The 22014-nt window shown below is 38.0% G+C and carries 21 protein-coding genes, 1 pseudogene and 1 riboswitch; of the genes and pseudogenes, 18 read left to right on the top strand and 4 right to left on the bottom strand.

The annotated features are described in order from the left end of the window. The first annotated feature begins 55 nt into the window (after nt 1-55). On the top strand, nt 56-460 hold the full coding sequence (locus OVN23_RS04780) for a PaaI family thioesterase (protein ID WP_164226052.1): 405 nt from the start codon (nt 56-58) through the stop codon (nt 458-460). 32 nt (nt 461-492) lie between these two features. Here the strand turns inward: OVN23_RS04780 and OVN23_RS04785 are convergent, their stop codons facing one another. From OVN23_RS04785 to OVN23_RS04800, 4 genes are all read right to left on the bottom strand, one after another. Beyond that, nucleotides 493-1755 carry a nucleobase:cation symporter-2 family protein gene (locus OVN23_RS04785; protein ID WP_164226053.1) on the bottom strand — a complete coding sequence of 421 codons (1263 nt, stop codon included), beginning with the start codon at nt 1753-1755 and terminating at the stop codon, nt 493-495. Next, nucleotides 1755-2336, bottom strand: a complete 582-nt coding sequence (locus tag OVN23_RS04790) for a xanthine phosphoribosyltransferase (protein WP_125419985.1) — start codon at nt 2334-2336, stop codon at nt 1755-1757. Before OVN23_RS04790 ends, OVN23_RS04785 begins: the two co-directional genes overlap by 1 nt. A gap of 325 nt (nt 2337-2661) precedes the next feature. Continuing rightward, nucleotides 2662-2757: riboswitch (purine riboswitch) on the bottom strand. 233 nt (nt 2758-2990) lie between these two features. Further along, a complete protein-coding gene (locus OVN23_RS04795) occupies nt 2991-3377 on the bottom strand; it encodes a bleomycin resistance protein (RefSeq protein ID WP_000386216.1) in 387 nt (128 codons plus the stop codon). An 11-nt stretch (nt 3378-3388) separates the two neighbouring features. Continuing rightward, a complete protein-coding gene (locus OVN23_RS04800) occupies nt 3389-4216 on the bottom strand; it encodes an exodeoxyribonuclease III (RefSeq protein WP_164226054.1) in 828 nt (275 codons plus the stop codon). 219 nt (nt 4217-4435) lie between these two features. Here OVN23_RS04800 and OVN23_RS04805 point away from each other — a divergent pair, with 219 nt between their 5' ends. The 17 genes and pseudogenes from OVN23_RS04805 to OVN23_RS04880 all read left to right on the top strand — a co-directional run bounded on the left by OVN23_RS04805 (nt 4436) and on the right by OVN23_RS04880 (nt 21942). Beyond that, a complete protein-coding gene (locus tag OVN23_RS04805; RefSeq protein WP_267240705.1) occupies nt 4436-5335 on the top strand; it encodes a CPBP family intramembrane glutamic endopeptidase in 900 nt (299 codons plus the stop codon). Continuing rightward, nucleotides 5319-5606, top strand: coding sequence for an autorepressor SdpR family transcription factor (locus OVN23_RS04810; protein WP_000006511.1), 288 nt, complete (start codon nt 5319-5321; stop codon nt 5604-5606). The genes OVN23_RS04805 and OVN23_RS04810 overlap by 17 nt, the downstream gene beginning before the upstream one ends. Continuing rightward, entirely contained in the window at nt 5587-6228 is a 642-nt protein-coding gene (locus OVN23_RS04815; RefSeq protein WP_164226056.1) for an SdpI family protein, read from the top strand. Before OVN23_RS04810 ends, OVN23_RS04815 begins: the two co-directional genes overlap by 20 nt. Nucleotides 6229-6354: 126 nt before the next feature. Further along, nucleotides 6355-6810 carry a DUF3290 family protein gene (locus tag OVN23_RS04820; protein WP_061439772.1) on the top strand — a complete coding sequence of 152 codons (456 nt, stop codon included), beginning with the start codon at nt 6355-6357 and terminating at the stop codon, nt 6808-6810. After that, the gene (locus tag OVN23_RS04825; RefSeq protein ID WP_267240706.1) at nt 6807-7442 is read left to right on the top strand and encodes a DUF421 domain-containing protein; all 636 of its coding nucleotides are present in this window, start codon (nt 6807-6809) and stop codon (nt 7440-7442) included. The genes OVN23_RS04820 and OVN23_RS04825 overlap by 4 nt, the downstream gene beginning before the upstream one ends. Nucleotides 7443-7496: 54 nt before the next feature. Then, a complete protein-coding gene (locus OVN23_RS04830) occupies nt 7497-9242 on the top strand; it encodes an ABC transporter ATP-binding protein (protein WP_267240707.1) in 1746 nt (581 codons plus the stop codon). Then, on the top strand, nt 9232-10974 hold the full coding sequence (locus tag OVN23_RS04835) for an ABC transporter ATP-binding protein (protein ID WP_267240708.1): 1743 nt from the start codon (nt 9232-9234) through the stop codon (nt 10972-10974). The genes OVN23_RS04830 and OVN23_RS04835 overlap by 11 nt, the downstream gene beginning before the upstream one ends. A 130-nt stretch (nt 10975-11104) precedes the next feature. Further along, a complete protein-coding gene (locus tag OVN23_RS04840; RefSeq protein ID WP_267240709.1) occupies nt 11105-11797 on the top strand; it encodes a sugar transferase in 693 nt (230 codons plus the stop codon). Between the two features lie 42 nt (nt 11798-11839). After that, nucleotides 11840-13066: a DegT/DnrJ/EryC1/StrS family aminotransferase gene (locus OVN23_RS04845; RefSeq protein WP_173213121.1), complete on the top strand. Its 1227-nt coding sequence runs from the start codon at nt 11840-11842 to the stop codon at nt 13064-13066. Between the two features lie 921 nt (nt 13067-13987). Then, nucleotides 13988-15776 (top strand): annotated as a pseudogene (locus OVN23_RS04850) (glycosyl hydrolase family 28-related protein). A gap of 53 nt (nt 15777-15829) precedes the next feature. Further along, nucleotides 15830-16066, top strand: a complete 237-nt coding sequence (locus tag OVN23_RS10405; RefSeq protein ID WP_413777634.1) for a hypothetical protein — start codon at nt 15830-15832, stop codon at nt 16064-16066. Further along, a complete protein-coding gene (locus OVN23_RS04855) occupies nt 16050-16796 on the top strand; it encodes a protein phosphatase 2C domain-containing protein (RefSeq protein WP_084675176.1) in 747 nt (248 codons plus the stop codon). Before OVN23_RS10405 ends, OVN23_RS04855 begins: the two co-directional genes overlap by 17 nt. A gap of 57 nt (nt 16797-16853) precedes the next feature. After that, nucleotides 16854-17495 carry a phosphate signaling complex PhoU family protein gene (locus OVN23_RS04860; RefSeq protein ID WP_000945323.1) on the top strand — a complete coding sequence of 214 codons (642 nt, stop codon included), beginning with the start codon at nt 16854-16856 and terminating at the stop codon, nt 17493-17495. Between the two features lie 12 nt (nt 17496-17507). After that, the gene (gene galT / locus OVN23_RS04865; protein WP_267240710.1) at nt 17508-18983 is read left to right on the top strand and encodes a UDP-glucose--hexose-1-phosphate uridylyltransferase; all 1476 of its coding nucleotides are present in this window, start codon (nt 17508-17510) and stop codon (nt 18981-18983) included. 12 nt (nt 18984-18995) lie between these two features. Then, on the top strand, nt 18996-20006 hold the full coding sequence (galE, locus tag OVN23_RS04870) for a UDP-glucose 4-epimerase GalE (protein ID WP_000996560.1): 1011 nt from the start codon (nt 18996-18998) through the stop codon (nt 20004-20006). 184 nt (nt 20007-20190) lie between these two features. Further along, complete coding sequence (locus tag OVN23_RS04875) at nt 20191-20850, top strand: DUF1868 domain-containing protein (protein WP_050206829.1); 660 nt, start codon at nt 20191-20193, stop codon at nt 20848-20850. 24 nt (nt 20851-20874) lie between these two features. Continuing rightward, entirely contained in the window at nt 20875-21942 is a 1068-nt protein-coding gene (locus OVN23_RS04880) for an extracellular solute-binding protein (protein WP_000738380.1), read from the top strand. Nucleotides 21943-22014: the final 72 nt, after the last annotated feature.

Below are 22014 nucleotides of genomic sequence, written 5' to 3' on the forward strand. Positions count from 1 at the left end.
CACAGTCCTATAAAAAGTAGTATCATAGTGTCGTTTGAAATATCAGGAGGAAACGATGAAAGATTTTCATTTTGACGCTATATCTGCCTTTGAAAATTACGAAATTGAACAAATGAGAGATGGTCACGTTGTGGTGACGACAAAAGTAGTGAACTCGTCGCTCAACTACTATGGCAATGCCCATGGTGGCTATCTCTTTACCCTTTGTGACCAAATCAGTGGTCTTGTGGTGATTTCACTTGGCTTAGATGGAGTGACACTCCAGTCTTCCATCAACTACCTTAAGGCAGGAAAACTCGACGACGTGTTGACCATTAAAGGAGAATGCGTCCATCAAGGTCGCACAACCTGTGTCGTGGATGTGGATATTACCAATCAAGAAGGCAGAAATGTCTGCAAGGCAACCTTCACCATGTTTGTCACAGGCCAACGATCAGAAGATAGACAGGTGGGGATATAGATAACTAAAAAAGAGGCTCGCACCTCTTTTTCTTATTTCTTTTTATGATTTAATACGGCATTGAGTACAATGGCGAGTAGGCTGGCTACGACGATTCCGTTTGAGAAGAACATTTGGAAGGCTGTCGGCATGCTGACAAAGAGATTGCTGTTATTTAGACCGACACCTGCAGCGATTGAAACAGCTGCGATAAGGAAGTTATGTTCATTGTTAGCAAAGTCAACACGAGCGAGGATTTGCATCCCTTGAATCGATACAAAACCAAACATCACCAGCATGGCACCACCGAGGACAGGGCTCGGAATGATTTGAGCAAGGGCACCAAACTTAGGAAGGAGTCCAAGGAGAACCAGGAAACCAGCTGCGTAGTAGATTGGCAGGCGAGTCTTGATACCTGATAATTTAACCAACCCAACGTTTTGTGAAAATCCTGTGTAAGGGAAGGTGTTAAAGATTCCTCCGAGAAGTACGGCCAAACCTTCTGCGCGGTAACCGTTGCGCAGGCGCGTGCTGTCGATTGGATCTTTTGTGATATCAGACAAGGCTAGATAAACACCAGTCGACTCAACCATAGACACCGTTGCGATGATACACATCATGACAACGGATGAGATTTCAAAGGTTGGCATCCCAAAGTAGAGGGGAGTTGGGACATGGACAAGTGGTGCTGCTGCAACAGGAGAGAAGTCAACCAAACCCATGCTAGCAGCAATGGCAGTTCCAACAACCAAACCAATCAAAATAGAGATAGACTTGATAAATCCTTTGGTAAAGATGTTAATCAAGAGGATAATCAGAACAGTGATAGCTGCAAGCAAGAGACTTTGACCAGTTGGCTCTGGAACATTATTTCCCATATTTCCAATAGCGACAGGAATCAAGGTTAAACCAATCGTGGTAATAACAGATCCTGTTACGATAGATGGGAAGAGATTGGCCACTTTTGAGAAGATACCTGAAACAAGAACCACGTAAATCCCTGATGCGATAAGGGCACCAAACATAGCGCCACTACCATGGCTTTGCCCAATCATAATCAAGGGAGCGACAGATTGGAAGGCAACGCCGAGAACGACTGGTAGTCCAATACCAAAGTATTTGTTGAGTTGGAGTTGGAGGAAGGTTGCCACCCCACACATGAAGATATCTGTGGAAATCAGGTAGGTCAACTGCTCAGCTGAATAGCCAAGGGCTGTCGCAATCATGATGGGAACCAGGATGGATCCTGAGTACATGGCTAGTAAGTGCTGCAAGCCAAGAACGGCTGCTTGCGAATGTTTTTCTTGAGTTTGCATTAGAGATCTGCCTCCTTAAATACGACCTGACCATTTTCAAAACGATCCAAACGAGCGAGTGATAGGACAGGATAGCCTGCTTTTTCAAGCAAATCACGGCCATCTTGGAAGGATTTTTCAATCACAATACCGATAGCTTCGACTGTGGCACCAGCTTGTTCGATGATTTGAATCAAGCCTTTAGCAGCTTGGCCGTTAGCAAGGAAGTCGTCGATAATCAAAACCTTGTCCTCTGGTGAGAGGAATTTTCCAGCGATAGAAACGGTGCTGGTCACCTGCTTGGTAAAGGAGTAAACTTCGGCAGTTAAGATACCTTCGTTCATAGTGATGTTTTTAGCTTTTTTAGCGAAAATCATGGGAACGTTTAAGGCTTCAGCTGTAAAAATGGCTGGGGCAATGCCTGACGCTTCAATGGTCACGACTTTGGTAATTCCAGTAGCAGCAAATTTTTCCGCAAAGACCTTACCGATTTCTCGCATCAAGCTAAAGTCAACTTGGTGGGTTAAAAAGGAATCCACCTTGAGGATGTTGTCACCCAAGATATGCCCATCCTTGAGGATGCGCTCTTCTAATAATTTCATAAGACCTCCTAAAGTCTAAAAGCCAGTTTACTTGTTGGTTAAATGTTTCTATAGTGATCCGGTTTGCTAGTACTATGTATTTGATAAAACTAGTACGAGCGAAGCGAGTTTTATCAAATATTTCCCGCCGTAGTGGTAGCATAGACAATAATCTTGTTATTGTCTATGACGGGATTTTTGAGACTTTTGGCTCAAAAATTAGGGATGAAATTCCGAAGGAAGTTGCTCCCGTCCGCACTAATTAAGGGAAATATTAAAAATATTCAAAAAAGACCTACTTAATCTCTAAGTAAGTCCCCAAAATAGGCATGGAAAAAACGACCATACCTCACTCTGACTTACTTATTGTTAGGTGTTCCGGCACCTTGTAGAAACGTCGTGCCAATTCACGACATAAACAAGTAAAACGATATTTAATTTAAAATAGGCTTGAGCCAATGTTTTTATTTTACACTAAATAACTTTAGAAATCAACTGTTTTGTTAGTGTTTTGGTTTTAAAAACGAACAAATATAATAAAAATGGGGAAAAAATAACTTATTAGCTAACATTTAGAAGGTTTTTCCATCATAAAAGGCATATTATCAAGATTTTTCAAGACTTGACAATATGCCTTTTTCTAACTTTAAAGACTTTTTCCCAATCTTTATTATTCTACTCGCTAAATCTTAAAAAATAACCATCTGGATCCAAAATCGCAAATTCGTGAGGGTAAATAAAGCTATCTCCCACTCGAAATTCTCTTTTGGTCAGCGGACGATGGATAGGATAGTCAGCTTCCAACAGTTTTTGGTGGAGCTGAGGGACATCTGCAATGCCAAAGGAAATATTAACACCGCGCCCGAAAGGATAGGTCAGCTGAGCTAATTCTTCTGCGCTGCCTTCTTCTAGCATAAGTTGGCAGTCTTCAAGCGAGAGGAAGAGAAATTTCTCCTCTGGACGCTCGTATTCGACAGAGAATCCTAGCAGGTCGCAGTAGAAGTGGCGTGATTTTTCGATGTCAGATACTACAAATTCAGGAATGACAGCTTGATAGTCCATTCGTTTTCTCCTTAGAGTTCAATCTCCAAGACAATGGGTGTGTGGTCTTGGCGCGCACCGGAGTCAATCATATCAGACTTGGTCACCTTGTCAGCCACGCGGTTGCTTGTCAGCCAGTAGTCGATTCTCCAGCCTGTATTGTTGATTTTAGAAGTCTTGCTTCGTTGTGCCCACCAAGTGTAGCGTTCTGGAACATTGCCGTGAATGTGGCGGAAGGTATCCGTAAATCCAGTTGCTAAAAGGTTGGTAAATCCAGCACGTTCCTCGTCGGTAAATCCAGGTGAATGGCGGTTGCTAGCAGGATTTGCAAGGTCGATCTCATTGTGGGCCACGTTGTAGTCACCGGTTGCAAGGACTGGTTTTTCTTTGTCTAGTTCAGCCAAATACTCCGCATATTTGACATCCCAGACTTGGCGTTCTTCCAAGCGTTTGAGGCCATCACCAGCGTTTGGTGTGTAAACTTGGGTAACGAAAAATTTATCAAATTCTAGAGTGATGATGCGGCCTTCCAAGTCCATGGTAGAAGGGGCACCGATTTCTGGGAAAGTGACAGTGGGTGTAAGTTCTTTCTTATAGAGGAACATGGTTCCAGCATAGCCTTTGCGGGCAGGCTCTTGAGAAGAGCGCCACGTGTTTGCGTAGCCTGGGAAGAGTTCTTCTAAAATTTCCAAGTGTTTCTTTGTAGGCCCCTTGGCAGAAAGCTTGGTTTCTTGGATAGCAATGATATCAGCATTTTCAGCGACCAAGGTTTGTAGTACTTCTTGGGACAATTTGGCACGAGCTGAGTCACTAGTTAGGGCAGCGTTGAGGGAATCAATATTCCATGAGATAAGTTTCATAAAGTTACCTTTTTCATTCAGATTATAGATTTTATTATACCAAAAAAAGGTTTATTTCCCCAACGTATGGTTTGAAAAATTACTCTTTAGACTTTATCCTGAGAAAATAAAAATTCCCTAAACTATTTAGAAAAAAATCTAAATAGCTCTTGTGTTTAGAATAGAAAGGTGTATAATGTTATTTAGAAAAACATCTAAATAGAAAGTGAAGTTACATATATGTCAAATAAGAGAACAATCCTTCTTTTTGTGGTCTTGGCTTATGCCCTTGCTTGGATAATATGGTTGGCACTATGGTTAAGTGGTGTTGGTCTAAATTCTCCATGGAGTCAACTTGCTAGTATTGTAGCTATGTGGATGCCTGCACTTGCAGTCTTTATTTTAGGGAAAATCACGAATCAACCTAGTGGAATCAAATCTAAATTAGTCGTGAATCTCAAGAGGAACTGGAGCTTTTACTTACTAGCTATCTGGTTACCAGCAGTCATCAGTTTTTTAGGAGCGGGACTTTATTTTCTTGTATTCCCTAGTAATTTCAGCCTTGGTTTTGAATCTATTCAAGCTATTTTACAAGAAAAAGGAGTCCTTCAATCAGCCATTCCCTTATCTTTCTTGGCTTTGATTCAAATCCTATCTAGTTTGACCTACGCTCCTTTTCTTAATAGTTTCTTTGCATTGGGAGAGGAAATTGGTTGGCGTGGCTATCTTTACCCAGTGCTAAGAGAACGCTTTTCACTAGTCCAGACTCATGTCTTACTTGCTCTCATTTGGAGTCTATGGCATTTACCAATCAATTTGCAAGGATATAATTATGGCCTTACTTATTTTGCTTATCCCGTTTTGGGAGTTGTTGCTATGTTTCTATCTTGTTTTAGCCTAGGAATATTGTTGAGCTGGTTGTTGGAAAAGACAGGTTCTATCTGGGCTTCTGCCCTATTTCATGGGGCAATCAATGCAACTGCAGGTATTGGGTTACTCTTCCAATTACCAGGAGAAAAAGTTTCAAGCCTCTTGATTTTAGGCCCATCACCGACCGGAATGCTATCAGTTCTACCTTGCTTATTCCTAGCCCTACTAATATTACAAAGGGAAAGGAGTCATTATGAGTTTTGCAAATAGTTTTAAAGCCTTATCTCATCCAGTTAGGAGAGAGATTTTGAATTTACTCAAAGCAGGCAGATTATCTGCAGGAGAAATTGCCAGTTATTTCGAGTTGACAGGTGCAACGATTTCACACCATCTCACGATTTTGAAAGCAGCGGATTTGATTCATGAAATGAAAGAAAAAAACTTTATTTATTATGAGTTAAATACATCGGTTTTAGAGGATATAATGGTTTGGTTAGCAGATCTGAAAGGAGATCATTTTGATGAAGATAAAAATCAATAAGAAATTGGTATTATTTACGAGCATTCTCATCCTACTACCTTCCCTTGTAGGTTGTGTTTTCTGGAATCAATTACCAGAGGAGATACCCACTCATTTTAATCTACTGGGTCAAGCAGATGGCTACAATCATAAAATGTCTGCTATCTTTGGATTACCGACTCTCATGCTTTTGATGCATTGGTTGCTTCTATTTTTAATGATTAAGGATCCTAAATCTAGCAATATCAGTTCAAAAATACAAGTTTTGATTTACTGGATTATTCCTTTTGTATCTTGTCTATTAATGATTTCTATCTTCGGAGAATCTTTGGGTTATTCCATGATGAGTGGGCTACTAGCTCAGATTTTTATGGGAGTCGTGATGATCGTAATTGGAAATTATCTACCAAAAACACACCGAAATTATATAATCGGTATTCGACTACCGTGGACCTTGGAAAATGATGAAAACTGGAGAAAAACGCATCGCCTAGCTGGAAAAATTTGGGTATTAGGAGGATTGTTATTGTTTCTAAATTCCTTTGTGCAACTATATGTTTACTGGGTATTCTTCTTGACACTTTTCTTTGTAGTGATAATTCCTAGTGTCTATTCTTATCAATTATCAAAATCAGAATCTTGAAATAGCTACTGGAGTCATTAGTTTGAGAAGTTGGTCTGATATGTCTATTTCCCCAACGTATGGTTTGAAAAATCACCCTTTTTCGTTTATAATGAAGAATGATTTTATGAAAGGGAGTGGAAATAAATGAAATTTTACTCATATGACTATGTGCTAAGCCAAATCAGTCAGCAAAATGGCATCATGATTGGCTTTGGGATTGTTCTCCTAGCTATCACAGGTTTTTTTGCTTTTAAGGCTTATCGTGATAAAAAGGGGACTAAGTTTCGGGAATTGGTCATGATTTTGGCCTTGACCTTGGTAGCCATGCTTTTGGTGACAATTTCAAAATACCAGACCAATCAAGCCTCTAATAACCAATTTCAAACCTCCCTTCATTTTATAGAGGTTGTTTCCAAAGACTTGGGAGTAGATAAATCAGAAGTTTATGTCAATACTTCTGCAGCCACTGATGGAGCGCTAATCAAGGTAGGTTCAAATTTCTATCGCGCTTTGAACGGGAGCCAACCAGACAAGTATCTTTTAGAAAAATTAGAATTCAATCAAACAGACGCTATTGAATTGGTGGAGGTAAACAAATGACACTCAACTATATGGAAATTTTAATCAAACTGGCCTTGGGTCTTTTCTCGCTTGTTTTTGTTATCAATGTGACAGGAAAGGGAAATCTGGCGCCTAACTCTGCGACAGACCAAATTCAGAACTATGTTCTCGGTGGTATTCTCGGTGGGGTGATTTACAATAGTTCTATTAGCATTCTCCAGTACGCAGTGATTTTGATGATGTGGACGATTTTGGTTTTGACCCTCAAATGGCTTAATAACAATGTTCGTTTTGTCAAACACTTGATTGATGGAAAACCGACTCTCCTCATCAAAAATGGGAAGATTGACCCAGAAGCTTGTCGTTCAGTTGGTTTGTCTGCGGCAGATGTTGCTCTCAAACTTCGTAGCCAAGGAATTTTCCAGATGAAACAAGTCAAACGAGCTGTGCAAGAGCAAAATGGCCAACTCATCGTGGTCCAAATGGGAGATGAAAATCCTAAGTATCCAGTTGTGACTGACGGTGTGATCCAAGTCGATGTTTTAGAATCGATTGGTCGTAGCGAAGAGTGGTTGCTTGATAACCTCAGCAAACAAGGACATGACAATGTTGCCAATATCTTTATTGCTGAGTATGACAAGGGTGCGGTCACAGTCGTAACTTATGAATAAGAAAAACCTGGGGTTTTGGCCTCAGGTTTCCATTTGCAATCAGAAAGGGATTTTATGTCCATTATTCAAAAACTTTGGTGGTTTTTCAAGTTAGAAAAACGCCGTTATCTAGTCGGAATTGTGGCCTTGGTCTTGGTTTCCGTTCTCAATCTAATTCCCCCCATGGTCATGGGGCGGGTTATTGATGCCATTACATCGGGGCAATTAAGCCAGCAGGACCTCCTTCTTGCCCTATTTTACTTGCTTCTTGCAGCCTTTGGGATGTACTATCTGCGCTATGTTTGGCGTATGTATATCATTGGGACTTCCTACCGTCTGGGACAGATTATGCGCTCTCGCTTATTTGAGCATTTCACAGAAATGTCTCCAGCTTTTTATCAGACCTATCGGACGGGGGACCTGATGGCACACGCAACCAACGATATCAATGCCTTAACCCGTCTCGCAGGGGGCGGTGTTATGTCTGCGGTGGATGCCTCTATCACGGCTTTAGTGACCTTGATGACCATGCTCTTTAGCATTTCATGGCAGATGACCTTGGTTGCCATTCTTCCCCTGCCTTTCATGGCTTATGCGACCAGTCGTTTGGGTAGAAAGACTCATAAGGCTTTTGGAGAGTCGCAGGCTGCCTTTTCTGAACTCAATAACAAGGTACAGGAGTCTGTATCAGGTATTAAAGTGACCAAGTCTTTCGGTTATCAGGCGGACGAGCTCAAGTCCTTTCAGGCAGTAAATGAATTGACCTTTCAAAAGAACCTACAAACCATGAAATACGATAGTCTCTTTGACCCTATGGTTCTCTTATTTGTTGGTTCCTCCTATGTTTTAACCCTCTTGGTCGGCTCCTTGATGGTTCAGAAAGGGCAAATCACGGTTGGGAATCTAGTTACCTTTATCAGCTACTTGGATATGCTAGTTTGGCCTCTTATGGCCATCGGCTTCCTCTTTAATATTACTCAGCGAGGGAAGGTTTCCTATCAGCGAATTGAGGAACTTTTGTCTCAGAAATCACCTGTACAAGACCCTGAGTTTCCTTTAGATGGTATCGAAAATGGGCGTTTGGAGTACGCTATTGACAGCTTTGCCTTTGAAAATGAGGAAACACTGACAAATGTTCACTTTAGTTTGGAAAAAGGGCAAACATTGGGCTTGGTTGGGCAAACAGGCTCTGGGAAAACATCTCTAATTAAACTGCTCTTGCGTGAATACGATGTGGATAAGGGAGCCATTTACCTAAACGGTCATAATATTCGTGACTATCGTCTGACAGGTCTTCGTAGTCTTATGGGCTATGTTCCTCAGGACCAGTTCCTCTTTGCGACTTCGATTTTAGACAATATCCGCTTTGGCAATCCTAACTTGCCCCTTTCAGCGGTCGAGGAAGCGACCAAGCTAGCTCAAGTTTACCAAGATATTATAGCTATGCCCCAGGGATTTGATACGCTGATTGGTGAAAAGGGAGTCAGTCTTTCTGGAGGTCAAAAGCAGCGTCTGGCCATGAGTCGGGCGATGATTTTAGATCCAGATATCTTGATTTTGGATGATTCTTTGTCGGCCGTGGATGCCAAGACAGAGTATGCGATTATCGACAACCTCAAGGAGACGCGCAAGGACAAGACAACCATTATTACGGCTCATCGCTTCAGTGCGGTTGTCCATGCAGATTTGATTTTAGTCCTGCAAAATGGTCAAATTATCGAACGAGGCAGGCACGAAGACTTGCTAGCTATGGATGGCTGGTATGCCCAAACCTACCAGTCTCAGCAGTTGGAAATGAAGGGAGAAGAAGATGCAGAATAAGAAAGAACAATGGACTGTATTGAAGCGCTTGATGTCTTATTTCAAGCCTTATGGACTCCTGACCTTTTTGGCCCTCAGTTTTCTCCTAGCGACGACGGTCATCAAAAGTGTCATTCCCCTTGTGGCTTCCCACTTTATTGACCAGTATCTCAGCAATCTCAACCAACTCGCTGTGACCGTTTTGCTGGCCTACTATGGCCTTTATATCCTACAAACTCTGGTCCAGTATGTCGGCAATCTTCTCTTTGCGAGGGTATCCTACAGCATCGTTAGGGATATTCGTCGCAATGTCTTTGCCAATATGGAAAAGCTGGGCATGTCTTATTTTGACAAGACGCCAGCAGGCTCCATCGTCTCTCGTTTGACAAATGACACCGAGACTATCAGTGATATGTTTTCGGGGATTTTATCTAGCTTTATCTCAGCAGTTTTCATCTTTCTGACAACTCTTTATACCATGTTGGTGTTGGATTTTCGTTTGACTGCATTAGTCTTGCTCTTTCTCCCCTTGATCTTCCTTTTGGTCAATCTCTATCGGAAAAAATCAGTGAAAATCATTGAGAAAACCAGAAGTCTCTTGTCAGATATCAATAGCAAGCTGGCTGAAAACATCGAGGGAATCAGAATAATCCAGGCCTTTAATCAAGAGAAGCGCCTACAGTCAGAGTTTGATGAAATCAACCAAGAACACTTGGTTTATGCCAACCGTTCTGTAGCCTTGGATACCCTCTTTTTGCGCCCTGCCATGAGTTTGCTGAAACTCCTAGGATATGCAGTTTTAATGGCCTATTTTGGCTATCGTGGACTTTATCTGGGAATAACGGCAGGAACCATGTATGCCTTTATCCAGTATATCAATCGTCTCTTTGATCCTCTGATTGAAGTGACGCAAAACTTTTCAACCCTGCAAACGTCTATGGTTTCTGCAGGCCGTGTCTTTGCCTTGATTGACAATAGGATCTATGAGCCCCTTCAAAAAGATGGGCAAGTCAAAATCCGAGAAGGCAATATCCGTTTTGAACATGTGTGTTTCTCTTATGATGGAAAACATCCGATTCTGGATGACATTTCCTTCTCCGTTAACAAGGGTGAAACCATTGCATTTGTAGGCCATACAGGTTCAGGGAAATCGTCTATTATCAATGTTCTCATGCGCTTTTATGAATTCCAGTCAGGGCGAGTTCTCTTGGATGATGTGGATATCAGGAACTACAGTCAGGAAGAGTTGAGAAAAAACATCGGTCTGGTCTTGCAGGAGCCCTTCCTCTATCATGGGACCATTAAGTCCAATATCGCCATGTACCAAGACATCAGTGATGAGCAGGTTCAGGCTGCAGCTGCTTTCGTGGATGCAGATTCCTTTATTCAGGATCTTCCTCAGGGGTACGACTCCCCTGTTTCCGAGCGTGGCTCTAGTTTTTCAACTGGACAGCGTCAGCTTCTTGCCTTTGCTAGAACAGTCGCCAGTCAGCCTAAAATCCTGATTTTGGATGAAGCGACAGCCAATATTGACTCTGAAACAGAAAGTTTGGTTCAAGCTTCTCTGGCTAAGATGAGACAGGGACGGACAACCATTGCCATCGCTCACCGCCTTTCTACCATCCAAGACGCCAACTGTATCTACGTATTGGACAAGGGGCGCATTATCGAGAGTGGAACCCATGAGGAACTTTTGGCCTTGGGTGGAACCTACCACAAGATGTATAGCTTGCAGGCAGGGGCCATGGCCTAATACTCTTTGATTTTCATTGAGTGTAAGAAGGAAATCCTTCAAATTACAGATTTCTTTCACCGCCTTTTCCATTTTGTGGTATAATGAAAAATGTTGACAAATAGTATAATAAAAACAAAGGAGAAACAGCATGCTGAAATGGGAAGACTTGCCCGTGGAAATGAAATCAAGCGAGGTTGAGTCTTACTACCAGCTTGTCTCTAAAAGGAAGGGTTCGCTGATTTTCAAGCGTTGTTTGGACTGGGTTCTAGCCGTAATCTTGCTGATTCTGACCTCTCCCATCTTTCTCATCTTGAGCATTTGGATCAAGTTGGATAGCAAGGGGCCAGTAATTTACAAGCAAGAGCGCGTGACCCAGTACAATCGACCTTTCAAGATTTGGAAGTTCCGTACCATGGTGACGGATGCGGATAAAAAAGGGAGTCTGGTGACTTCTGCTAACGATAGCCGCATTACCAAGGTTGGCAATTTTATCCGCCGTGTCCGTTTGGACGAACTGCCTCAGTTGGTCAATGTTCTTAAAGGTGAGATGTCTTTTGTCGGTACACGACCTGAAGTGCCACGCTACACAGAGCAGTATAGCCCTGAAATGATGGCAACCTTGCTTTTGCCAGCAGGGATTACCTCTCCAGCTAGCATTCACTACAAGGATGAGGACACTATTATCAGTCAAATGACGGAGAAAGGTTTGTCGGTTGACCAAGCCTATGTCGAACACGTCCTTCCTGAAAAGATGCGCTATAACCTCGCCTATCTCCGAGAATTTAGTTTCCTAGGAGACATTAAAATCATGTTTCAAACCGTGTTTGAAGTGCTAAAATAAAGTAGTCATTAGAAAATGAGTACAGATAAAAGGAGCAAATCAATGCCAAATTACAATATTCCATTTTCACCACCCGATATTACGGAAGCAGAAATTGCTGAAGTAGCGGATACCCTGCGTTCTGGTTGGATCACAACAGGTCCTAAGACAAAAGAACTGGAGCGTCGCTTGTCCCAATACACACAGACGCCTAAGACCGTCTGCCTCAACTCTGCGACTGCCGCGCTTGAGTTGATTTTGCGCGTCTTGGAAGTTGGACCTGGTGATGAAGTTGTCGTTCCAGCCATGACCTATACAGCTTCATGTAGTGTCATTACTCACGTAGGAGCGACCCCTGTCATGGTGGATATCCAAGCAGATACGTTTGAGATGGACTATGACTTGCTTGAGCAAGCCATTACTGAAAAGACTAAGGTGATCATTCCGGTTGAGCTTGCGGGGATTGTTTGCGACTATGACCGTTTGTTCCAAGTCGTGGAGAAAAAACGTGACCTCTTTACCGCTTCAAGCAAGTGGCAAAAGGCCTTTAACCGTATCGTGATTGTTTCTGATAGTGCCCATGCTTTGGGATCAACTTATAAAGGGCAACCGGCTGGTTCTATCGCTGACTTTACATCCTTCTCATTCCATGCCGTTAAGAATTTTACAACTGCTGAGGGAGGAAGTGCGACTTGGAAAGCCAATCCAGCGATTGACGACGAAGAGATGTACAAGGAATTCCAAATCCTTTCCCTTCACGGGCAAACTAAGGATGCTCTTGCCAAGATGCAACTGGGCTCATGGGAATATGATATCGTCACACCAGCCTACAAGTGCAATATGACTGATATCATGGCGTCACTTGGTTTGGTACAATTGGATCGTTACCCTGGTTTACTAGAACGTCGTAAGGAGATAGTGGACCGCTATGATCGTGGTTTTTCAGGTTCTCGTATCCATCCATTGGCACATAAGACTGATACTGTCGAATCTTCACGCCACCTCTACATCACCCATGTAGAAGGAGCGAGCTTAGAAGAACGCAACCTCATCATCCAAGAATTGGCCAAAGCAGGAATTGCAAGTAATGTACACTACAAACCGCTTCCGCTCTTGACAGCCTATAAGAATCTTGGCTTTGATATGGCGAATTATCCTAAGGCCTATGCCTTCTTTGAAAATGAAATTACGCTTCCGCTTCACACTAAATTAAGCGATGAAGAAGTGGACTATATCATTGAGACTTTCAAAACAGTTTCTGAAAAAGTACTAGCTTCATCAAAAAAATGACAAACTACAGTCAAGTAATAGTGATTCTGTTTCTAAAAAGTCTAATTGAGTGTAAAACTGTTGTTTTCAATTGAAAGTCCTATAGTAAAATGAAATAAAAACAGGACAAATCAATCAGGATAGTCAAATTAATTTCTAGCAATATTTTAGAAGCAAAGGTGTACTCTTATAGTTTCAATATACTGTATGGTTTGAAATGAGATGTGAGCAATTTGGTGTAGCATTTAGAATTTTTATTAGGCATCATTTAGAAAATGTAGTGTCTTGTTCTAGTTTTCAATTCACCCTATTTTTTGAAAGACGCGAGTTTCCACGAATGAGGTTGTGGAAACTCGCGTCTTTCTTTTTTGTTTTCAGAATATTGTTCAAAGTTTTGAGACTATTTTTCATGTTCTAGTCATTCTTTTGAAATAATCTATAAAACACGTGTCTGCAATGATTTATATGTCCTATTCCAGTATTTTAGAAGAACTGCGTTTATTTTTATAGAGCTTGAATCTAGCTTTTATAGAAAATCTATTTAAGAAATATATTGTATTGTTTTGATTTCAATCCGCTATATGAACGATATTCATGTAAATATACCTGGCGAATGCTTGCATGACAAGATATTTGTTCTTGTATTTATAAATTAGTATTTTACGAGATGTCAACATGCTTTAAATACAGTGAATAGGATATTTTTATGTTCAAGCTAAGAAAGATAGTAATCACTTTTGAATGGAAGGTTAAAGAATTATTAGAAGTATGGTTAGATATATAAATGGTCACGCTTTCACAGTTTTGATATTTTATTGTGTTATTCCTTGACAATTTTGATTTAAAAATATATTATAAAGAAAATGACAGCGGTGTCATTTTCTGGCATGGAATTTATATGAATATTAAATTAGGACATAATGTTTTTAATTGGAGGCTAATATGAAATCTTTTCAACAAAATGAGGTTTTCTCTATTCGTAAGTCTAAGGTGGGAGTTTGCTCAGTTCTCTTAGCGGTTTTATTTATTGGAACACAAAGTGTTTTAGCTAATGAAGTAGTTGGTGAAACTTCTTCGTCTAAAGATAATATGCAAATGAACTCTTTGTTGAGTAGCACATCTACATCATTATCTGCGGAACCCCATTCTGATACTCTCAGTCTTGATAACAATTCAAGTTTAAGTACTGATAATAATGGAGGAGTGAGTATTAATCAAAATAAACCTGATATAACAAATGATACTATGATGGGTAACATCTCTGGGATGGAAGTGAATACTATTTTAAGTACTAATCTGAACGAAGACGTAGCTTTGAATGTTAAAGATTATGGAGCAATAGGTGACGGAGTTAATGATGATTGACAAGCAATTCAAGATGCAATAGATGCTGCAGCTCAAGGGCTAGGTGGAGGAAATGTATATTTTCCGGAAGGAACTTATTTAGTAAAAGAAATTGTTTTTTTAAAAAGTCATACACACTTAGAATTGAATGAGAAAGCTACCATTCTAAATGGTATAAATATTAAGAATCACCCTTCTATTGTTTTTATGACAGGTTTATTTACGGATGATGGTGCGCAAGTAGAATGGGGCCCAACAGAAGATATTAGTTATTCTGGTGGTACTATTGATATGAACGGTGCTTTGAATGAAGAAGGAACTAAAGCAAAAAATCTACCACTTATAAATTCTTCAGGTGCATTTGCTATTGGGAATTCAAATAACGTAACTATAAAAAATGTAACATTCAAGGATAGTTATCAAGGGCATGCTATTCAAATTGCAGGTTCGAAAAATGTATTAGTTGATAATTCTCGTTTTCTTGGGCAAGCCTTACCCAAAACGATGAAGGATGGGCAAATCATAAGTAAGGAGAGCATTCAGATTGAACCATTAACTAGAAAAGGTTTTCCTTATGCCTTGAATGATGATGGGAAAAAATCTGAAAATGTGACTATTCAAAATTCCTATTTTGGCAAAAGTGATAAATCTGGGGAATTAGTAACAGCAATTGGCACACACTATCAAACATTGTCGACACAGAACCCCTCTAATATTAAAATTTTAAATAATCATTTTGATAACATGATGTATGCAGGTGTACGTTTTACAGGATTCACTGATGTATTAATCAAAGGAAATCGCTTTGATAAGAAAGTTAAAGGAGAGAGTGTACATTATCGAGAAAGCGGAGCAGCTTTAGTAAATGCTTATAGCTATAAAAACACTAAAGACCTATTAGATTTAAATAAACAGGTGGTTATCGCCGAAAATATATTTAATATTGCCGATCCTAAAACAAAAGCGATACGAGTTGCAAAAGATAGTGCAGAATATTTAGGAAAAGTATCAGATATTACTGTAACAAAAAATGTAATTAATAATAATTCTAAGGAAACAGAACAACCAAATATTGAATTATTACGAGTTAGTGATAATTTAGTAGTGTCAGAGAATAGTATATTCGGTGGTAAAGAAGGAATTGTTATTGAGGATTCAAAGGGTAAAATAACCGTTTTAAATAACCAATTTTATAATTTATCCGGTAAGTATATATCATTCATCAAATCTAATGCAAATGGGAAAGAACCTGTTATACGTGATAGCGATGGTAATTTCAATATTGTAACGGAGAATGGGCTTTACAAAATTGTAACAAATAATTTAAGTGATAAAAACGAAAAAGAAAAAAACAAAGAGGAAAAACAATCTAATTCAAATAATGTAATTGATAGTAACCAGAAGAACGGAGAGTTTAACTCAAGTAAAGATAATAGACAAATGAATGACAAGAGCGACAATAAACAAGATAATAAGACAGAAGAAGTAAACTATAAAATAGTTGGAGATGGCAGAGAAACTGAAAATCATATTAATAAATCTAAAGAAATAGTAGATGTAAAACAAAAATTACCAAAGACTGGTTCGAACAAGATTATGGAACTATTCTTAACAGTGACAGGAATTGGTTTACTTTTGACACTAAAAGGGTTGAAGTATTATGGTAAAGATAAATAAAATTTGTTCGATACAAGGAAGTTCTGTAGAAAATGAGGATACTGTAGGTTCACAAAATCAGTATTTTTGGATTATCGATGGAGCTACAGATTTATATAATTCTAAAGAGGAGATAGGTTATTCAGTCTCAGAAGTTGTACATATTTTATCAGAAAGTTTGTCGGTTAATTGTAAAGAATCAAAAACTCTTAAACAAATATTTGAAACTGCTTTACTCGAGGTTAAAGATGAAATCGGTTTAAACTCATATGAATTAACAGAGTATTATCGCTTACCAACATTTGCTTTTATATTTGCTAAACTTTCAGAAAAAAAGTTGGAGTATATGATGCTAGGTGACTGCGTCATGTTAGTAAACGAAATGGAAATAACTGATCATAGAGTAGATAACTTATTTGAAAAAGGAAAAAATGAGATAAAAGATTCAATTGGTACAAATAGTGCTTTAAATAAAAAAATTATTTTACAAAAAATCAGAAAATTATCTAATCAACCGAGTGGGTACTGGATAGGTTCGTTGGATGAGAGATTTTTAGACCATGCTATTATTAATCAAATAGATGTTACTAGTGAACAAATTGTTTTAATGAGCGATGGCTTTTATGAATTCTATCAAAATAATCAAAATAAGACTTTTGAAGAGTTAATTAAGATGAGATTTAATTCTTCTGCTATTGATCCAATCTATGGAAAGAAGGATGATGCAAGTATTCTAGTTATTGATGTTTGATATATTGTTTAAAATATTAATTGTTACTATTGAACTTTGTTAAGAAGAGGTACCTAAATGTTAAGGTTATATTTAGAAAATGAAATTATAGAATTATCAAATAATTTAGAGACCATTTGGGTATCTGTGCTTGATAAATACGAGAAGTTATTTGAATATTTATCAAATGAAGAACGAATAGAATTGATTAAAGAAGATTTAATCATAAATGAGTCAGTTCTAAATGTTGATAAAAAAGGATATGAGTTAATTTGTTTACAACATCCTGTTTCATATGACTTAAGAAGAATTATTAGTGTAATAAAAATATCAACTGACATTGAACGTATTGGGGATAGAATTGTTGAAATTTTAAAAAATCTACAGATTATTCAAAATAATGAAATTTTGAAGAAAATTATTTCAGAAATAAAAATACTTCATGAAGTTATCGGACTGCATATGAATAGGGCTATATCTTGTTATAGAGAGGAACAATTTGGATGTTTAGATATGGTTGTTATACAAAAACAGAATGAGATAGAAGAGCTTAGTATAAATATTGAAAAGAAAATAATGAATTACATATTTGAAGATGATGGGAATGTTTCTGAAGTAATTGGTGCTTTGGATATTATTCATCACCTTGATAAAATTGCTCATACTACGCAATCAATTTATAAATGGATAATGTATAGAAAATATGGGAACATAAATTAGAAAGAAAAATATATGAAAACAATTATTGATAATTTTGTTGATAGAGTAATTGAATACGGAATGTATAATGAAATTGACAAAATATATGTGAAAAATAGGGTACTAGCGTTAATAGGTGAGGAGGGAACTGATCGCATTTCCGATGAAAATGACCTGAAACAAATAAAAGATTACTTAGTGGAAATCGCCTTAAAAAACGGTAAAATTAAAGATTTAATTGAGGAAAAGGAATGTTTAGGAGCAGAGTTAATGAATTTCATAGTTCCTTTACCTAGTCGATTAAATGATATTTTTTGGAGTTCATATGATATATCACCTCAAGAAGCAGTTGAAGAGTTTTATAAGTTAAGTAAAGATAGTGATTATATTAAAACTTCTGCTATTGCTAAGAATATTGAGTTTCGAGCATCAACTAAATACGGAGAGCTAGAGATTACGATAAATTTGTCAAAACCCGAAAAAGATCCAAAAACAATTGCTGCTGAAAAATTAGTAAAAGCCACTAATTATCCCAAATGTTTACTATGTATGGAAAATGAAGGATATCAGGGGCGAATAAATTATCCAGCACGTTCGAATCATAGAATTATTCGGATGAAACTTGGTGACGAAGTATGGGGATTCCAGTATTCTCCTTACTCATACTTTAATGAGCATGCGATATTTTTGAATAGTCAACATGTACCAATGGCTATTACCTCTAAAACATTTGAACAATTATTGGAGATTGTTGATATTTTGCCAGGATATTTTGCTGGTTCAAATTCTGATCTTCCTATCTCAGGAGGCTCCATTCTTAGTCATAACCACTACCAGGGAGGGAAACATATTTTCCCAATGGAAAAAGCAAAATTTGAGAGTGAATTTCGTTTTAAAGACTTTGAGGATGTTAATGCTGGTGTTGTAAAATGGCCAATGTCAGTAATTAGGTTACAAAGTGAAAATAAAAATCGCTTGTTAGATTTAGCTACTAAAATTCTAAATAAGTGGAGAGAATATTCAGATTTAGAAGTAGACATCATTGCTATGACTGAAGATGTTCCACACCATACGGTGACTCCTATTGCTCGTAAAGTGGACGGGAGATATGAATTAGATATTGTTCTAAGAGATAATCATACTACTGAACAATACCCAGATGGTGTTTTCCATCCTCATCAAGATGTACAACATATTAAAAAGGAAAATATCGGATTAATCGAAGTGATGGGACTTGCGATATTACCACCTCGTTTGAAACCAGAGTTAGAAGAAGTTGGAAAATATCTTTTAGGAGAGGAAAACGCAATTGCGGATTATCATTTAGAATGGGCCGACCAATTGAAAGAAAAATATCCTCGCATTAATAAAGAAGAGGTTAATAGCGTAGTTCAACACGAAGCAGGACAAGTGTTTGCGAGAGTTCTGGAAGATGCAGGAGTTTATAAGAATACACCGTCTGGGCATGAAGCGTTTATGAGATTTGTTAAGTCGGTTGGAATTAATTAGGAGGAAACCCAAATGGCAATATTGGTAACAGGCGGAGCTGGTTATATTGGTAGCCATACCGTAGTAGAATTACTAAATTTAGGAAAGGAAGTCATCATTGTCGACAACCTTTCGAACTCTAGCATCTTGGTGCTAGACCGTATTGAAGCAATTACAGGAATACGTCCCGTGTTTTACGAATTAGATGTTTGTGATAAACAAGCATTGAGAAAGGTATTTGAACAAGAATCGATTGATGCTGCAATTCATTTTGCAGGTTATAAAGCTGTCGGAGAATCCGTGCAAAAACCTGTGATGTACTACAAAAATAATATTATGAGTACATTGGCACTTGTTGAAGTGATGTCAGAATTTAATGTTAAAAAGATTGTCTTTTCTTCAAGTGCGACTGTATATGGAATTAACAATCAGTCACCTCTAATTGAGACTATGCAAACAAGTGCGACAAATCCTTATGGGTATACGAAAGTGATGCTTGAGCAAATTTTAAAAGATGTTCATGTGGCAGATTCAGAATGGAGTATTGCGTTGCTTCGTTATTTCAATCCAATTGGTGCTCATGAGTCTGGTTTGATTGGGGAAGATCCCTCAGGAATTCCTAACAACTTGATGCCCTATATTGCACAAGTAGCGGTAGGTAAGCTGTCAGAACTAAGTGTGTTCGGAAATGATTATGATACGCTTGACGGTACTGGTGTGCGCGATTATATCCATGTAGTAGATTTAGCAATAGGACATATAAAAGCTTTAGAAAAAGTATCTGAAAAAACAGATGTTTATATCTATAACCTAGGCTCGGGAGAAGGAACTAGTGTATTACAACTAGTAAATACATTTGAAAGTGTTAATAAGATCCCTATTCCTTATAAAATAGTTCCAAGACGTTCAGGAGACGTTGCAACTTGTTATGCAAATGCAGACAAAGCATATAAGGAATTAAATTGGAGGACAACAAAATCGATTGAAGACATGTGTAGAGATACATGGAATTGGCAATCAAAAAATCCCAATGGCTATAATTGATGATACTGTCTATATGAGTGCTGTATTTTGGAAAAATTACTTAACCTTTTAATGAAATGCATATTTAATGAAAGATAAATTTTTTTAAAAAAATTTTTGAAAGCGCTTGACAAAGTAAACGGTTTCGTTATATAATATAAGCATGGATGACACCGGTGTTAAATATAAAAAAGAGGGTCTTTATATGAAAAACCTAACAAAAATTAAGTTCAAAGAAAATGGAGAATTTAATCATTTTCCAGGAAATACTGTTGTAGCAAATCTTTATACTAAACAAGATTTGATGGAAGTTGTTGATATTATTCAATCACGTTATAGAGAATTACCATTTATCGATAAGTTTACTTTAACTCCAAGGAATTCTATTCACATGACTGTAATTGAATTGTTGTGCCATGAAAATCGTGAAACGGAGTTTTGGAGCAGTAATCTTCCTCTTGATACACCTTTACAGGAAATACATGATTACTTTGCTAAACAACTTGAAATTTTTCCATTGTTAAATGAAGAAATTCTTATGCGTGTAACGGAAATGGGAAAACAAAACATACTAGTTGAACCTGCAGATGAAGCTTCTGCTAAGAGATTAGAAGAAATTCGTACTTATGTCTCAGAAAAAGCAGGTGTTCGTTTCCCTAATCATGATAGATATCAATTCCATATTTCAATTGGGTATCTTCGGATTCCTCTAACCGAAGAGGAGGAAGAAGAGTTTACTAAAGTTAGAGCGGAATTAACTGAAATTTTATTAGAGAAGATTCCAACTATTACTGTAAACCGTATTGACTATACTGTATTTGAAGATATGAGACAATTTGTTCCATATCACGAAAAATTTAAATAAAATAATAAAAAAGGAGAACTTATCATGAAAAAAATGAAAGTTTGGTCTACTGTACTTGCAACGGGAGTTGCTCTTACTACACTTGCTGCTTGCTCTGGAGGTTCAAATTCTACGACTGCTTCTTCATCTGAAGAAAAAGCTGATAAAAGTCAAGAACTAGTAATCTATTCGAACTCAGTCTCAAATGGTCGTGGTGATTGGTTAACTGCTAAAGCAAAAGAAGCTGGTTTTAATATCAAAATGGTTGATATCCCTGGCGCTCAATTAGCAGACCGTGTTATTGCTGAGAAGAATAATGCAGTTGCAGATATGGTATTTGGAATTGGTGCTGTTGATTCAAATAAAATTAGAGATCAAAAATTACTAGTACAGTACAAGCCTAAATGGTTAGATAAAATTGATCAATCTTTATCAGATAAAGATAATTATTATAATCCTGTGATTGTTCAACCATTAGTTTTAATTGGAGCGCCTGATGTAAAAGAAATGCCTAAAGATTGGACTGAATTAGGTAGTAAGTATAAAGGTAAATATTCAATTTCTGGGCTCTCAGGTGGAACAGGACGGGCAATTCTAGCAAGTATCTTAGTTCGATACCTTGATGATAAAGGTGAATTAGGTGTTTCTGAAAAAGGTTGGGAAGCAGCAAAAGAATATCTGAAAAATGCATACACTCTTCAAAAGGGAGAAAGTTCAATTGTTAAGATGTTAGACAAAGAAGATCCAATACAATATGGAATGATGTGGGGTTCTGGTGCATTAGTTGGACAAAAAGAACAAAATGTTGTTTTCAAAGTTATGACTCCTGAGATTGGTGTACCATTTGTAACTGAACAAACTATGGTTTTAAGCACTAGTAAAAAACAAGCGTTAGCTAAAGAATTTATTGATTGGTTTGGTCAAACAGAAATTCAAGTAGAATATAGTAAGAACTTTGGATCTATTCCTGCAAATAAAGATGCGCTAACAGAGTTACCTGAAGATACGAAAAAATTTGTGGATCAAGTGAAACCACAAAATATTGACTGGGAAGCTGTTGGAAAGCATTTGGATGAATGGGTAGAAAAAGCTGAATTAGAATACGTACAATAAGAAATAAGAGTTAATTTTTATGTCCAAGTCTCTCTATTATTTCTAAATTTATGGAAGAAATAAAGAGAGGCT

The sequence above is a fragment of the Streptococcus sp. Marseille-Q6488 genome (assembly GCF_946902925.1).
Lineage (GTDB): Bacteria > Bacillota > Bacilli > Lactobacillales > Streptococcaceae > Streptococcus.

Bases quoted from the DNA above. Each gene is read 5' to 3' on its own strand.
- OVN23_RS04780 (WP_164226052.1), top strand. From the start codon at position 56: ATGAAAGATTTTCATTTTGACGCTATATCTGCCTTTGAAAATTACGAA.
- OVN23_RS04785 (WP_164226053.1), bottom strand. From the start codon at position 1,755: ATGCAAACTCAAGAAAAACATTCGCAAGCAGCCGTTCTTGGCTTGCAG.
- OVN23_RS04790 (WP_125419985.1), bottom strand. From the start codon at position 2,336: ATGAAATTATTAGAAGAGCGCATCCTCAAGGATGGGCATATCTTGGGT.
- OVN23_RS04795 (WP_000386216.1), bottom strand. From the start codon at position 3,377: ATGGACTATCAAGCTGTCATTCCTGAATTTGTAGTATCTGACATCGAA.
- OVN23_RS04800 (WP_164226054.1), bottom strand. From the start codon at position 4,216: ATGAAACTTATCTCATGGAATATTGATTCCCTCAACGCTGCCCTAACT.
- OVN23_RS04805 (WP_267240705.1), top strand. From the start codon at position 4,436: ATGTCAAATAAGAGAACAATCCTTCTTTTTGTGGTCTTGGCTTATGCC.
- OVN23_RS04810 (WP_000006511.1), top strand. From the start codon at position 5,319: ATGAGTTTTGCAAATAGTTTTAAAGCCTTATCTCATCCAGTTAGGAGA.
- OVN23_RS04815 (WP_164226056.1), top strand. From the start codon at position 5,587: ATGAAGATAAAAATCAATAAGAAATTGGTATTATTTACGAGCATTCTC.
- OVN23_RS04820 (WP_061439772.1), top strand. From the start codon at position 6,355: ATGAAATTTTACTCATATGACTATGTGCTAAGCCAAATCAGTCAGCAA.
- OVN23_RS04825 (WP_267240706.1), top strand. From the start codon at position 6,807: ATGACACTCAACTATATGGAAATTTTAATCAAACTGGCCTTGGGTCTT.
- OVN23_RS04830 (WP_267240707.1), top strand. From the start codon at position 7,497: ATGTCCATTATTCAAAAACTTTGGTGGTTTTTCAAGTTAGAAAAACGC.
- OVN23_RS04835 (WP_267240708.1), top strand. From the start codon at position 9,232: ATGCAGAATAAGAAAGAACAATGGACTGTATTGAAGCGCTTGATGTCT.
- OVN23_RS04840 (WP_267240709.1), top strand. From the start codon at position 11,105: ATGCTGAAATGGGAAGACTTGCCCGTGGAAATGAAATCAAGCGAGGTT.
- OVN23_RS04845 (WP_173213121.1), top strand. From the start codon at position 11,840: ATGCCAAATTACAATATTCCATTTTCACCACCCGATATTACGGAAGCA.
- OVN23_RS10405 (WP_413777634.1), top strand. From the start codon at position 15,830: ATGAATGACAAGAGCGACAATAAACAAGATAATAAGACAGAAGAAGTA.
- OVN23_RS04855 (WP_084675176.1), top strand. From the start codon at position 16,050: ATGGTAAAGATAAATAAAATTTGTTCGATACAAGGAAGTTCTGTAGAA.
- OVN23_RS04860 (WP_000945323.1), top strand. From the start codon at position 16,854: ATGTTAAGGTTATATTTAGAAAATGAAATTATAGAATTATCAAATAAT.
- galT (WP_267240710.1), top strand. From the start codon at position 17,508: ATGAAAACAATTATTGATAATTTTGTTGATAGAGTAATTGAATACGGA.
- galE (WP_000996560.1), top strand. From the start codon at position 18,996: ATGGCAATATTGGTAACAGGCGGAGCTGGTTATATTGGTAGCCATACC.
- OVN23_RS04875 (WP_050206829.1), top strand. From the start codon at position 20,191: ATGAAAAACCTAACAAAAATTAAGTTCAAAGAAAATGGAGAATTTAAT.
- OVN23_RS04880 (WP_000738380.1), top strand. From the start codon at position 20,875: ATGAAAAAAATGAAAGTTTGGTCTACTGTACTTGCAACGGGAGTTGCT.